The sequence below is a fragment of the Brevundimonas sp. FV1ye28 genome (assembly GCF_058681135.1).
This window is the reverse complement of the sequence record NZ_CM178731.1, coordinates 1,108,257-1,122,116: the sequence shown is the minus strand read 5'-3', so window position 1 is coordinate 1,122,116 and position 13,860 is coordinate 1,108,257. Positions and strand designations below refer to the sequence as shown.

The following is a 13,860-nucleotide window of genomic DNA, read 5'->3' as shown; positions in this document are numbered from 1 at the left end:
GAACAGGGCGGGCGGTCAGCGGCGGGCGACGGGGTTGTTGCCCCACAGGCGGTCGTATTTCCATCCCGACAGGTCCTCGACGATGCGCTGGTGTTCCGGGTCGGAAGGGGTGCGTTCGCCGGAGCGGAAGCGTTCGATCTCTTCCAGCAGGATGCCGTGGTTGACGGGGTTGAGCCTGAACCGGGTCGAAACCAGGACGCCGAGGATCAGGACGACCAGAGTGCCGATGCCGAGGACGGCGACGATAGCGAAGATGGCCTGGGGACTCTGGATGTCGGCGCCCGAGACGAAGCCGGCGGCCTCCATGACCTGACCGACTAGGATGACGGCGCCGGCCTGGCTCATTTTACGGACGAAGGTCATGACGCCGGCGAAGGCCCCCTCACGGCGGCGACCGGTGACGATCTCGTCCACGTCGGCCATGTAGTTGTAGGTGGCCCACGGCACGTAATAGAGGGCACCGCGACCTAGGCCCGCCACTACGACCGGCAGCCACAGCAGGACCGAGGCGGCGTTGTAGCCGGCGAGATACATGCTGATGAAGATCACCACGCCGAGGCCAAAGCTGAGGGCCGCGAAGCGATAGGCTGCGGCCGGCGACAGACGGATGGCGAAGTTGATCGCGATGATCACCGAGACCAGTTGCACCAGAGAGGTGACGCCGACCAGGCCGGCCACGATGGCTGCCGATCCGCTCAGGGCGAAGACGACGAAATAGGTGAAGGCGGCGTTGTAGATGTCCTGGCTGATATAGCCGCCGAGATACATGCCGAGGTGCAGTCGGAAGGCCCGGATACGCAGGGTCGAGAACAGGTTGCGGTACAGCGAGCCCATGTGGCTGAGCAGGCTCGGACGGGCGCGCAACTCGGCCTCCTCCAGCTCGGGCGGGCGCCGGCGCTCCCAGCTGAAAGCGTAGAGCAGGCCGGCGACGACCATGAACAGGCCGGCGAAGACGATGCCCATGTAGAGGTAGGTGTTGGGATCGTCCGGCCCCAGCTGGGTGATCAGCCAGCCCGGCAGGAAGGCGGCGCCGGCGGAGGCCAGCTGGCCGCACAGGATTCGTGCTCCGGCCATCTGGGCCTTGGTCTTGTAATCAGTGGCCATTTCCGAGGCGAGGGTCTCGTACGGGATGATCTCCATCGCGTAGACCAGCTCGAACAGGACGTAGGTGATCAGGTAGTACCAGAAGGTCTGGCCAGGCACCCACATGAAGGCAAAGGACGGCAGCAGCGGGATCGCCGCCAGGATGAAGAAGCGCCGCCGCCCGAAGGTGCGCGCCAGCCAGCCTCGGCCCATGCTGTCCGACAGGTGGCCGATGACAGGGCTGGCGACAGCGTCGAGGATGCGTGCCACGCCGAAGATCAGCGTCGCCTGGGCGACCGAGAGGCCGCAGAAGGTGGTGTAGAAGAACAGGATCCATGTGCCGATGACGGTCATCGACCCGCCGCCCAGGATGTCGTTCAGACCGTAGGCGGCCATGTTGTACCAGCGCACTGGGCGGGTCGGATGCGTGGGCATCGCAGGCGTAGCGGCGATGGGGTCGGTCACTGGCGGTCCTCCTGCTGCCCCAGTCGTTGCCGGGGAAGTCGTTCTTGGCTTGCGCGGCGATCTCGCGTGCCGCGCGTCACGCTCAGCTCATGGTCGGGATCACGAAGGCGTCGGCTGCGGCGCCCTGGACCATGCCGTCCGGCCAGCGCTGGGTCACGGTCTTCATGCGCGTCCAGAATCGGACGCCTTCCATTCCGTGCTGGTTGTGATCGCCGAAGCCGGACCGCTTCCACCCGCCGAAGGAGTGGTAGGCGACGGGCACGGGGATGGGCACGTTGATGCCGACCATCCCGACCTGGACGCGGGCGGCGAACTCGCGCGCCGCATGGCCGTTGCGGGTGAAGATGGCGACGCCGTTGCCGTACTGATGGTCGTCGGCGAGGGCGAGGGCGCTTTCGAAGTCGGGTGCCCGGACGATCTGGAGCACGGGGCCGAAGATCTCTTCCTTGTAGGATTCCATGGTCGGGGTAACGTGGTCGAACAGCGAGGGGCCGACGAAGAAGCCGTTCTCGTGGCCCTGAAGCGTGAAGTCGCGGCCGTCGATGACCAGTTCGGCACCCTCGTCAACGCCCGTCTGGATCCAGCTCTCGATGCGCTTCTTGTGGACGGCGGTGACGACGGGCCCATAGTGGGCGTCCGTATCGTGGGAGACGCCGACGCTCAGGGCCTCGATGGCCGGGATCAGCTTGGCGCGCAGGGCTTCTGCCGTCTGCTGGCCGACCGGCACGACGACAGGCAGGGCCATGCAGCGCTCGCCGGCCGAGCCGAAGGCTGCACCGCAGAGGTCGGACACGACCTGATCCAGATCGGCGTCGGGCATGACGATGCCGTGGTTCTTGGCCCCGCCCATGGCCTGGACGCGCTTCCCGGCGGCGGCGCCCCGGGCATAGACATATTGGGCGATGTCGGAGGAGCCGACGAAGCTGATCGCGCCGATGGCCGGGTGATCCAGGATGGCGTCGACCATCTCCTTGTCGCCATGCACGACCTGGAGGATGCCTTCGGGCAGGCCGGCCTCCAGCATCAGTTCGCACAGGCGGTTTGGCACCGACGGATCACGCTCGGAGGGCTTGAGGATGAAGGCGTTGCCGCAGGCGATGGCCGGACCGAACATCCACATGGGGATCATGGCCGGGAAGTTGAAAGGCGTAATGCCGGCGCCGATGCCGACCGGCTGACGCATCGAATAGACGTCGATGCCGGGGCCGGCACCCTGCGTGTATTCGCCCTTCAGCGCGTGGGGGATGCCGCAGGAGAATTCGATGACCTCGAGGCCGCGCTGGATGTCGCCCTTGGCGTCGGCGACGACCTTGCCGTGTTCCGACGACAGCAGTTCGGCCAGCGACTGCATGTTCGCCTCGATCAGCTCTTTGAAGCGGAACATGACGCGGGCGCGGCGTTGCGGATTGGTGCGGGCCCAGCCGGGCTGGGCGGCCCTTGCGGCGGCGACGGCGCGCTCCAGATCGGCGGCGGCACCCAGGCTGACGCGAGCCTGGACCTCGCCGAGGCTGGGGTTGAAGACCTCGCCGTGGCGCGAGGCGGAGCCGGCGGCGTCGCCGGCGATGATATGGTGAACCTGTCTCATGGGAATGCCTATCGCCTCACGATCCAGTCGTGGGCGGGATCGTTGTGGAAGATCCATTTGCGGACCGGGCCGGCCATGACGTTGAGATAGTAGAGGTCGTAGCCGTGCGGGGCGCCGACCGGGTGGTAGCCGCGCGGGACCAGGACGACATCGCCGTCCTGCACCGCCATGGTCTCGTCGAGGTCGCGAGCGTCGGTGTAGACGCGCTGGAAGGCGAAGCCCTGGGGCGGGGAGAGCCGGTGGTAGTAGGTCTCTTCAAGCAGGGTCTCTTCCGGGACAGCGTCGCGATCGTGCTTGTGCGGCGGATAGCTGGACCAGTTGCCGCCAGGAGTGACCACCTCGACCACCAGAAGGCTCTCGGCGACATCGTCGGCTTCGGACAGGATGTTGCGAACGTGGCGGGTGTTGGTCCCCTGACCACGCACCTCGACGGCGTCGGAATGCAGGACGCGCACAGCGCCCGCGCCTGTGCCGGGGGCGGTGCAGACGGCGATCTCGGCGTCGCTCTCGGCCGTGATCGCATAGGGCAGGTCGGCGGGCAGATAGACGGAGGTCGCCGGGCCATCGAAGACGTCGCGGCGTGCGCCCAGATCGGCATGGACCTCGCTGCCCGCCTCGACCGAGACCTTGCCGGAGAGGATGACGAGGCAGGCTTCGCGGCCGGCCTCGGCGCCGCTGTAGGACTGGCGGGGGGCCAGCTTCACGACGCGGAAGCCGACGTAGGTCCAGCCGGCGCTCTCAGGGGTCACGTCGGTAACGACGCCTTGCGCATCCGGCGTCTGGGGGCGAACCAGAAGCGACATCAGATCAGCCCGGCTTCGGCGGCGAGACGCTTCAGGGTGTCGAGGCCGGCCTGATTGTAGGTGCGGGGATCAGCGATGGCCGGGTCTTGTTCGGCCTCGATGACGATCCAGCCGGAGTAGTCCATGCCCTTCAGTGCGCGCATCAGCGGGGCGAAGTCGTAGTCGCCGTCGCCGGGCGTGGTGAACATGCCGCCGACGACCCCATTCAGGAAGCTGTGGCCGCCGGCGTAGAATTCGCTGTGGCGGCTGGTACGGACGTCCTTGCAATGGACGTGGTTCACGCGCTCGGGGTGGGTCTCTACGACCTCGACCGGGTCGATGCCGCCATAGGTCGCGTGGCCGCTGTCCAGCACCAGACCAACATGGTCGCCGGTGACCGAGAAGAACCGTTCCAGTTCGGCCTTGGTCTCCACCGCCGTGCCGAGGTGGTGGTGATAGGCGAAGCGCAGGCCCTGTTCGTTGACGTAGGCCGCCACCGCGTTCAGCCGCTCGCCGAAGAGGGCCCACTGGTCGTCGGTCAGGATCGGGTGTGTGTCGAGCCGACCGCCGTCACGATCGCCGTGGGTGGCGTTGGAAGTTTCGGCCAGGACGAAGACTGTCGAGCCCATGGCCTTCAGCAGCGTCATGTGACCGGCCATGGCGGCTATCTCCGCCTCGGCGTCGCGAACCAGCAGGTTCGAGGAATACCAGCCGCCGATGATATCGACGCCGTAGCTCTCCATGATCGGCTTCAGGGTCGCGGCGTTGCGCGGAAACTTGTTGCCCAGTTCGACGCCTTCGAAGCCGATCTCCTTCACGTCGGTGAGAAGGGCGTCCAGAGTCGTGTCGCCGCCCAGTTCGGGCATGTCGTCATTGGCCCAGGCAATGGGGCTGACCCCCCAGCGGATAGTCATCGGTCGTCTCCGGTAAGCTTGAACTCGTATTCGCGGCGGGCGGCCTGGACCTCGGCGCGGTACGAGACCTCGGGGACGGCGACGTCCCACCAGCAGCCGCCCTCGGGCGTGGTGATCGTCGGATCGGTGTCGATCACGATGACGTAGGATTTGTCGCTGGCGGCGGCGCGGGCCAGCGCCTGTTTCAGCCCGGCGACGCCCGTGACCTTCTCGGCCGAGGCGCCCAGGCTGCGGGCATGGGCGGCGAAGTCGATGTCGGGCATCACGTCGTGGCGAGCGTCGTCCAGAAGATTGTTGAATGGCCGTCCGCCGGTCGCCTGTTGCAGGCGGTTGATGCAGCCGTAGCCCCGGTTGTCGAGCAGGACGACGGTGATCTTGGCGCCCAGCATGACGGAGGTCGCCAGCTCGGAGTTCAGCATCAGATAGCTGCCGTCGCCGACCATGACGAAGACGTCGCGCGAAGGATCGGCCATCTTGACGCCCAGCCCGCCCGCGACCTCGTAGCCCATGCAGGAGAAGCCGTATTCGACGTGGTAGCCGCCGGGGCGATGTGAGCGCCACAGCTTGTGCAGCTCTCCGGGCAGGCCGCCCGCTGCACAGACGACGACGGCATCCTCCGAGGCCTGACGCCAGACGGCGCCGATGACCTGGGCGTCTGAAGGCAGGGCGTCGGACGGAGCGGTGGCACGGTCCCAGGCGGCGCTCCATTCGGTGACGCCAGAGAAACAAGCGTCACGCCATGCGGTGGGGACTGTCCAGTCGCCAAGCGCCTCGGACAACTCTTCCATCACCGCGCGGGCGTCGCCGAGGACGGGGTGCGCGTCATGCTTGCCGGCGTCGTGGAGGGCGACGTTGATCTGGAACAGGCGCTTGCCCGCGAACAGGGTGCGTGAACCGGTGGTGAAGTCCTGAAGCCGCGTGCCGATGGCGACGATCAGGTCGGCGGCCTCGGCGGCCGCATTGGCGGCGCTGGTTCCCGTTACGCCGATGGAGCCGAGTGACTGGGGATGGTCCCAGACGAGGGCGCCCTTGCCGGCTTGCGTCTCCGCAACCGGTACGCCGGTGTAGGCGGCGAAGTCGGCGAGGACAGCCTCGGCCTCGGAGTAGAGGACGCCGCCGCCGGCGACGATCAGCGGGGCTCTGGCGGTCTTCAGGGCGTCGGCGAGGTCGGCGAGTTCCTGCTGGTCAGGGCGGAGGCGGCGCGTGCGCCAGACGCGGGGTTCGAAGAAGCTCTCCGGATAATCGAAGGCCTCGGCCTGGACGTCCTGGCACAGGGCCAGGGTCGCCGGACCACAGGTGGCCGGATCGGTCATCACCGCCATGGCGCGGGGCAGGGCGTCGAGGATCTGCTCCGGCCGCGTGATGCGATCGAAATAGCGGGAAACCGGGCGGAAGCAGTCGTTGGCGCTGACGGTCGCGTCGGCGAAATCCTCGAGCTGTTGCAGGACCGGGTCGGGACGGCGGGATGCGTAGATGTCGCCGGGCAGGAACAGGACCGGCAGGCGGTTGACGTGGGCCAGGGCGGCGGCGGTGACCAGGTTGGTCGCGCCGGGACCGATCGAGGTGGTGCAGGCCATGGCGCGGCGACGGCGCGACTGTTTGGCGAAGGCGATGGCGGCGTGGGCCATGCCCTGTTCGTTATGGGCGCGGAAGGTCGGGAGACTGTCCTCCATGGCGGCGAGGGCCTCGCCCATGCCGGCGACATTGCCGTGGCCGAAGATGGCCCAGACGCCCGCGAAGTATGGAACGATCGTTCCATCGACCTCGACGCCCTGGACGCTCATCCAACGGGCCAGGGCCTGGGCCATGGTCAGGCGGACCGTGCGGTTCATGCGGCGGCCCTGGCGTCACGAGCGGCGCGCCAGCCTTCGGCGAGGACGCTGAGGTTGGCGGTCAATTGACCGACCGCGCCGTCGTCGTCGATCTCCTTGCGCAGCCAGCGCGCAGCGACGTCCTGAAAGATGGTGCGGCCTACCGCGAAACCCTTGACTAGCGGGAAGGGGGCGGCGGCGGCGATGCCGGCCAGGATCTCTTCCTGCGGCGCGGACAGTCCGAGAAGGACGATGCCCCGGCAGCGTGGATCGTGACGCAGGACGGCGGCCTGGCTGGCGGCCCAAGCCTGTGGGTCGCTGGTGGGTTCGAGCTTCCACCAGTCGGGATAGATGCCCAGGTCGTACACATGATCGATCACGCGCGCGATCGTATCACTGTCCACCGGCCCATGCTTGGAGGCGATGATCTCCAGCAGGAACTCGTGGCGGGTCGCGCGGCAGGCATCGAACAGGCGCAGGATCTGGCGGTCCTGACGCGCGCGCATCTCGGCGTCGTCGTCCGGGTGATAGAAGACCAGGCATTTGACGACGTGATTGATCGGCCATTCCCGAAGGGTGGCGGCGACATCTGGGGAGCCTTCGAAGGCGATCGGACGCGAGCCGGGCTCCTCGATCGGGCGGCCGATCCAGTAGGGCAGGTCGGCGGCGGCCTCGAGCGCTCGGGCGCCGAAGCGGCCGTCTAGCAGAAGGCCATAGCGGCGGTCGCCCTGGGCCATGCGGTCGACGGCCTTGAGAGCAAGGTTCTTGAAATGGGCGACGGCCTTCGCATCGCCGACGCCGAGTTCGGCGATCAGGTCCTCGAACTGGCTGCGGTGGTCGATGGCGAGAACGGTCAGGTCGTCATGGTCGAGATGGCGGTTGGACGACCAGTGCAACTGTTCCAGCTCTGCGCTGTCGCGCAGGCGGTGGGGCCAGGTTCCGGCTAGGAAGACCTGAAGCTCATCCCAGGATGCCATGGCCGGGGCGCAGCCGTGGCGCGACACCACGAGCGCTCCGCAGGCATTGGCGAACTCGCAGCAGGTCTCCAGAGGCAGGTCGCGCAGCCAGCCGCGCAGGAAGCCGGCCATGAAAGCGTCGCCGGCGCCCAGTACATTGAACACCTCGATCGGAAAGCCGCGGCCGACCACGCCGTCGTCCAGGGAATCGGGAACATCCCCCGGGAAAGCGACGCAGCCGTCCGCGCCGCGCTTGCAGACCAGCAGGGCCTTGGTCCGGGCGCGGATGGCGCGGAGAGCGGCGACCGTGTCGGTCGTGCCGCCCAGAATGTGGATCTCCTCCTCGGTGCCGACGATCAGGTCGCATAGGGGCAGGATGCGCTGGAGTTCCTCGGTCACACGGGCGCTGGCGACGAACCGGTCCTCGCCGTTGGCCTTCGAGGCGAGGCCCCAGAGGACCGGGCGATAGTCGATGTCGAACACGACCCGGCCGCCTTGGGCCTTCATCAGTTCGGCCGCCTTGAGGCTAGCGGCGAAGACGCCGGGCTGGGACAGGTGGGTGCCGTTGACGAGCAGGGCGCCGGCGCGGGCGATCAGGGCCGGATCGACGTCGTCGGCAGTCAGCGCCATGTCGGCGCAGTTCTCGCGGAAGAAGATCAGGGGGAAGGTGTCGGGATCGCGGATGCCGAGAACGGCGAGCGCCGTCAGCCGATCCGGGTCGACGATCATGCCGCTGGTGTCGACGCCTTCGCGCGCCAGCTCCTCGATCAAAAAGCGACCGAAATGGTCATGACCCACGCGGGTGACGAGGGCGGTTCTCAGGCCCAGACGGGCGCCGCCGACGGCCGTGTTGGTGGGGCTGCCACCCACGTATTTGGCGAAACTCGCCATCTCTTCCAGCCGTCCGCCGATCTGCTCGCCATAGAGGTCGATGCCGGCGCGGCCGAGTGTGATCAGGTCCAGGCTCCGCTGGCTTTCCGATCGGCTGATATGTTCGGCCATGTGTTCTGGACCACTCCCCGTCGTCCAAAACAACTATTCCATTCGTTCTGGTATCGCAATAGCTGTTTCAGAACGTGCTGCTGCGGAAGGTTAGTTCCATTCCGTATTTCAGGTCTTCGGCGTGCGCTTGCGAGGGCTTTTTTCCTTGGACGCCTCGAACGCGAAATTGATCACGAGGGCCTGAGCGAGACACATGGACGCGGACAGGGAGCGGAATTTCCGCACCTCTGATTCCCGGGTTTGGAGGACGAGGTCGGCGGGCTTGGCGACCGGGCTGACCAAGCTGTCGCTGATGGCCAGAACCTTGGCTCCGTTCTCGCGAGCGGCCTCGACGACGGCGACGGTCTCGGCGGCGTAGGGGTGATAGCTGACGGCTATCAGCAGGTCCTGGGGGCTGATGGCCTGAACCTGCGCCATGGCTAGACCCGCCACGCCATCAATGAAAACAGCACGCTTGCCAGCCTGCAGCAGGGAGTAGACAAGGTAGGAGGCCACGGGGAACGAGCGTCGGAAGCCGACGACATGGACCGTATGGGCCTTGGCGATCAAATCCACGGCGGCGCGAATCTCGGCTCGGCTAACGGTCTGGAGCAGATTCTGGAGTGCGAGAATATTGCCTTCGACGAACTCGGCCAGAAGGTCGGCGGGCTTGGCTGTGGCCTTGCTTGTGGTCTCGTTCAGCTGGCGAACCCGCTCCGAGTAGCCCAGCGCCATATTGTTGCTGAGCAGGCCGTCCCGGAACAGCCGCTGCATCTGGCTGGCGCCTTCGAAGCCGAAGCTCTTGGCGAACCGCACGATGGTCGACGGCTGGACGTCGCAGCGTGACGCAATGACCGCCAGGGTTTCCAACGCGATGTCGTTCGGCTCGTCGAGAATATAGCGCGCGATCTGCTTGAGCCGTTTGCTCAGGCTCTCGTACCGCAGGACGATTTCCGCGCACAGTTCGTCGGCTGTGGCGGGCGCTGGAGGCGCTTTCGGCATGCGGTCACCTCATGAGATCAGAAAACGGAATATCCGTTCGATTTTTGGAACGCAACTATCGCGCATCCCGGCGGAGGCCGTTATGGTGTCGATGTTCCAGCCAAGGGGCATAAAGAATTTTCGTTACAAGGAATGGACATGCACGGGATCGCTTTGATCGGGGCCGGGCGGATCGGACGGATCCACGCAGCCAACGTCGCCTCTAACTCTCGGTTGAAACTGGTCAGCGTCGTCGATCCGACGGGCGCTGCGGCGGAGCTGGCGGGCCAGTACGGGGCCGCGGTCGCGACGATGGATCAGGTGCTGGCGGACCCGGCCATCCATGGCGTGGTCATCGCCAGCTCGACCGATACTCATCTGGACTACAGTCTGGCGGCCGCTGAGGCGGGTAAAGTCGTCTTCTGCGAAAAGCCTTTGGATCAGGATCTGGAGCGCGCGCGAGTCGCTGGCACCTCACTGGCCGCGATCGGTGCCCAAGTCTTCCTCGCCTTCAACCGGCGTTTCGACACAAACTTCGCCGCCCTCCAGACCAGGCTGGCAGCGGGGGAGGTGGGGTCGTTGGAGACCCTGCACATCATCAGCCACGACCCGGCGCCACCGCCGGCGACCTACGTCGCGACCTCGGGCGGCATATTCAAGGACATGGTGATCCATGACTTCGACATGGCGCGCTGGCTGCTGGCTGAACCAGTGACCGAAGTCTTTTCGACCGCCTCCGTCCTGATCGATCCGGCGATCGGCGAAGCGGGAGACGTCGATACGGCCAAGACCATCCTGAAGACGGCGTCGGGCAAGATCTGCGTCATCTCCTCCAGCCGCCGCAGCGGCTACGGCTATGACCAGCGGATCGAGGCCTACGGGTCCAAAGGTATGATCCGCGCCCAGAACCAGCTGGAAAGCACGGTCGAGACCTGGGGTGAGGGCGGCGCGTCGGCCGATCGGTTCCAGAACTTCTTCCTCGATCGGTATTCCGTCGCCTATGTGCGCGAGATCGCCCACTTCGCCGACATGCTCGACGGCGCGTCGCCCCTGATCGACCAGACCGATGGAATCGCGGCCCTCGAACTGGCCGAAGCCGCCCAGAAGTCCGCACGCGAGGGCGTCCTCGTTCGTCTGTAGCCGTTCTATTCAGGGTGCTGAAAGGCCGTGCCGAGCCCCCGGCGCGGCCTTTCGAAATTGGAATTCGATCTTTGCGTCGTTCTAAAAAATGAAATGGAAACGGCACGATTGACACAATATGAAAAACCCATTCTAACTTCCTCAACAAGAAGTCACGCTCGGAACAGGGCGGATGGGGAGGTTTATCGATATGGCTATTCGTCCGCACAATCGCGTTTTGATGTCTGTTTTGCTGGGCGCGACGGCCCTGGCGGGCACGCCGGTCTGGGCTCAGACCGCGCCGTTGCAGGATCCCGCGCCGGCTTCTGATGACACGACCCAGGTCGATGAAATCGTCGTCACCGGTTTCCGTCGTGCGCAGGCCAACGCCATTGCCGCCAAGCGGGATGAGGTGGCGATCACCGACGGGATTTCGTCCGATGGCCTCGGGCGCTTCCCCGATCTCAACGTCGGCGAAGCGCTGCAGAGGGTTCCCGGCGTCCAGCTCAATCGCGAAGCCGAGGGACGGAACGCGACGATCAACCTGCGGGGCCTGCCGGGCGAATATTCGCGCCTGACGTTGAACGGCGTCGCCTTCGCCGAACCAATCCTGCGCGAGTCGGCGCCCCTGGGTGCCTTCAACTCCGACATCTTCACCGGCATCATCGTCAACAAGTCGCCGCTCGCTGACGCACAGAGCGGCGGCCTTTCCGGGAATGTGGATCTGCAGATCGGTGGCGCCTTGGCTCGCACAGACGGCGGCTCCAGCAAGGTCGCCTACGAGTACAACGAGTTGGGCGAGACCGGATCGCCGGCGGCGACCGTCAGCTACAACCATCACTTCAGCGACGACTTCGCTGTCTTCGGCGTCCTGGCCTATCGCGAGGAAAACTTCCGTCGCGATTCGATTCTCTTCAACAGCTACGCCGCCTTCACGCCTGCCCAGGCCCAGGCGAACGCCGGCATGCTGGGGTCCTTCTACGCACCGTCGGCCGCTTGCCCGTCCTGCACCGGCACGACCTCGACCGCCGGCGTGCTCTACGATGCCCAGCATCGCCAATACGTGCGTCTGAACGAGGGTGAGCTGATCACCGGTGCGGCCGGAGCTGAATGGCGGATCAGCGACGAGGCCAAGATCGGCCTGACCGGCTTCTATTCCGACCGCAACCTGCCCAATACGGCACAGCATCTGCTAATCACCTCGAACAACCTGACCAGCCGGCTGACGGCCAACACCGCGCCGACGCGGATGGATGATGGCCGTTATGTCGTCGAGGATTTCAGCTTCTCGAACCCCGACATGACATCGTCGAGCCGGGCATTCAGCCAGCATCAGCAGGTCTACGGCGTCAATCTGACCGGCGACTGGGAGAATGACGACTGGCGCATCCACGGGATCGCCGCCCTGTCGAAGGCCCAGAACGACTCGGTCGAGACCAGCGTCGATTTCCAGACGCTGCAGACCGCGGCCGGCAACGGCGTTACGGGCCGACTGGTCACCGGCGGTGACGACATCGGCGGCCACATCCAGACTCTGACGCCGAACCCGGTCTTCACCACGGCGGGGATCAGCACCGGCGTCTGGGGCGGCATCGCGACGTCCGGAGCCTGGTTCGACAACGCCAACACAGCGCTTCGCCGCAACCGCTTCAACTTCCAGGGCACGCAGACGTTCGGCACCAACGAACTGTTCGCAACCCGGGTGGATGTCGAGCGCATGCTGGACATTGGCATCATCAGCGCACTGCAGGGTGGCGTCGGCTATGAGACCAGCGAGTTCACGGCCGAGGGCTACCGGATTATGGCCTTCGGTATTCCGATCGGGAACGTAACGCCGGACTTCCTGATCACCGCGCCGTTCGCGACAGACTTCATGGGCGGGCACGGCGGCGCGCCGACGCAGAACTGGCAGATCATCGACCTACCCCGCGCAATCTCGGCCCTGCGTCCGGTGACGGTCTATCCGGGCGGAGCCCTGTCGCCCTCGGGCTACAACATCAACTACGCCAACAACGCCTATCAGCTGGACAACTTCACTAACCGGACCGACATCCTCTCGGCCTATGGCCAGGTGAAATACGACTTTGATCTGGGCAATATCCGACTGCGCGGCAACGCCGGGCTACGCTATGAACAGGCGACCAACGAGATCGACGCCCTGACGCGCGTGTCCCTGACCGGCGTGATCGGCTCGCCGAACGACTTCCAGGAGCGGACCTACAGACAGGACTACGACAAATGGCTGCCTTCCTTCATCCTGCTGGCCGACATCACCGAGGACGTCGTCGTCCGCGCCGCGGCCTACAAGAGCTACGTCCGGCCCCAGCCATTGCAGTTCTCGCCGAGCACGGTCGTCAGCGCGCCCAACAACGGCGTCTATTCCGTCACTCTCGGCAACCCGAGCCTGCAGCCCTATGAGGCCGACTCGTTTGACATCTCGGCCGAATGGTACAACCGCACCGATAGCATTATTTCCCTGGCCGGCTTCCAGAAGGAGATCACCGGCCTGATCGCCACCATCACAGATCCGCGTCGACTGTGCCCGGCGGACGGCGGGGGACTGGGAATTGGAACCCTGCGCATCAACGGCGACCGCTGCGAAAGCAGCCTGACCTACACCGACGTCGGCGGAGTGGTTCAACCCTTCCTCGTCAACGCCTCCGGCTTCACAAACCAGCCCAACCCGATCACTGTGCGCGGGCTCGAGCTGAACTTGCAGCAGTCGCTGGACTTTCTGCCGGGGATCTGGAGCCATTTCGGCGGCGGATTCAACTATGCCTACACCACCATCAGCGGGAAGACCCTGGCGGGCGCCGAAGCCACCCTGCCGGGCGTGTCCAAGCACAATGTCAATCTGATCGGGTTCTACGAGACCGACCAGTTCGGCATCCGGATGGTCTACAATTGGCGCAACGCCTATGATCTTGCCTCGACCGCCAGCTTCACCGGCGCGGCCCGTCAGGTGCGGTCGCGGGGGCAACTTGACCTGTCGGCGTCCTACAACATCAACGACTGGGCCACGATCGGCTTCGACGCCTACAACCTGACCAACTCGATCCGCGTGGAATACGAGAACCAGCTGAACCTGCCGCGCAAGGCCGACTATGACGGTCGGACCTATACGGTCACGCTGCGCACCGCTTTCTGATCGTTCCTCCCCGGGCAACCCCGGCCGGCGTCCGT

9 protein-coding genes are annotated in these 13,860 nt (G+C 65.7%); 2 read left to right on the top strand and 7 right to left on the bottom strand.

Translation table 11 applies throughout. The features are described from left to right. Nucleotides 1-15: 15 nt before the first annotated feature. From ACW171_RS05595 to ACW171_RS05565, 7 genes are all read right to left on the bottom strand, one after another. A complete protein-coding gene (locus ACW171_RS05595) occupies nt 16-1,548 on the bottom strand; it encodes an MFS transporter (RefSeq protein ID WP_492096104.1) in 1,533 nt (510 codons plus the stop codon). An 82-nt stretch (nt 1,549-1,630) separates the two neighbouring features. Further along, a complete protein-coding gene (locus tag ACW171_RS05590) occupies nt 1,631-3,133 on the bottom strand; it encodes a CoA-acylating methylmalonate-semialdehyde dehydrogenase (RefSeq protein ID WP_492096103.1) in 1,503 nt (500 codons plus the stop codon). Nucleotides 3,134-3,141: 8 nt separating this feature from the next. After that, a complete protein-coding gene (iolB, locus tag ACW171_RS05585) occupies nt 3,142-3,939 on the bottom strand; it encodes a 5-deoxy-glucuronate isomerase (protein WP_492096595.1) in 798 nt (265 codons plus the stop codon). Next, a complete protein-coding gene (gene iolE, locus ACW171_RS05580; protein ID WP_492096102.1) occupies nt 3,936-4,829 on the bottom strand; it encodes a myo-inosose-2 dehydratase in 894 nt (297 codons plus the stop codon). The genes iolB and iolE overlap by 4 nt, the downstream gene beginning before the upstream one ends. Next, the gene (gene iolD, locus ACW171_RS05575; protein WP_492096101.1) at nt 4,826-6,661 is read right to left on the bottom strand and encodes a 3D-(3,5/4)-trihydroxycyclohexane-1,2-dione acylhydrolase (decyclizing); all 1,836 of its coding nucleotides are present in this window, start codon (nt 6,659-6,661) and stop codon (nt 4,826-4,828) included. The genes iolE and iolD overlap by 4 nt, the downstream gene beginning before the upstream one ends. Further along, entirely contained in the window at nt 6,658-8,598 is a 1,941-nt protein-coding gene (locus ACW171_RS05570; RefSeq protein ID WP_492096100.1) for a bifunctional 5-dehydro-2-deoxygluconokinase/5-dehydro-2-deoxyphosphogluconate aldolase, read from the bottom strand. The genes iolD and ACW171_RS05570 overlap by 4 nt, the downstream gene beginning before the upstream one ends. A gap of 108 nt (nt 8,599-8,706) precedes the next feature. Beyond that, on the bottom strand, nt 8,707-9,579 hold the full coding sequence (locus ACW171_RS05565) for a MurR/RpiR family transcriptional regulator (RefSeq protein WP_492096099.1): 873 nt from the start codon (nt 9,577-9,579) through the stop codon (nt 8,707-8,709). Between the two features lie 138 nt (nt 9,580-9,717). Between ACW171_RS05565 and iolG the strand changes: the two genes are divergently transcribed. Together iolG and ACW171_RS05555 are read left to right on the top strand one after the other, a co-directional pair. Next, on the top strand, nt 9,718-10,698 hold the full coding sequence (gene iolG / locus ACW171_RS05560; protein ID WP_492096098.1) for an inositol 2-dehydrogenase: 981 nt from the start codon (nt 9,718-9,720) through the stop codon (nt 10,696-10,698). Between the two features lie 190 nt (nt 10,699-10,888). Beyond that, nucleotides 10,889-13,825 (top strand): TonB-dependent receptor, encoded by a 2,937-nt coding sequence (locus tag ACW171_RS05555; protein ID WP_492096097.1) that lies wholly within the window; start codon nt 10,889-10,891, stop codon nt 13,823-13,825. The last annotated feature ends 35 nt before the right edge of the window (nt 13,826-13,860 follow it).

Coding starts and splice junctions, on each gene's coding strand:
- iolD (WP_492096101.1), bottom strand. CDS start 6,661: ATGAACCGCACGGTCCGCCTGACCATGGCCCAGGCCCTGGCCCGTTGG.
- iolG (WP_492096098.1), top strand. CDS start 9,718: ATGCACGGGATCGCTTTGATCGGGGCCGGGCGGATCGGACGGATCCAC.
- ACW171_RS05590 (WP_492096103.1), bottom strand. CDS start 3,133: ATGAGACAGGTTCACCATATCATCGCCGGCGACGCCGCCGGCTCCGCC.
- ACW171_RS05555 (WP_492096097.1), top strand. CDS start 10,889: ATGGCTATTCGTCCGCACAATCGCGTTTTGATGTCTGTTTTGCTGGGC.
- ACW171_RS05570 (WP_492096100.1), bottom strand. CDS start 8,598: ATGGCCGAACATATCAGCCGATCGGAAAGCCAGCGGAGCCTGGACCTG.
- iolE (WP_492096102.1), bottom strand. CDS start 4,829: ATGACTATCCGCTGGGGGGTCAGCCCCATTGCCTGGGCCAATGACGAC.
- ACW171_RS05565 (WP_492096099.1), bottom strand. CDS start 9,579: ATGCCGAAAGCGCCTCCAGCGCCCGCCACAGCCGACGAACTGTGCGCG.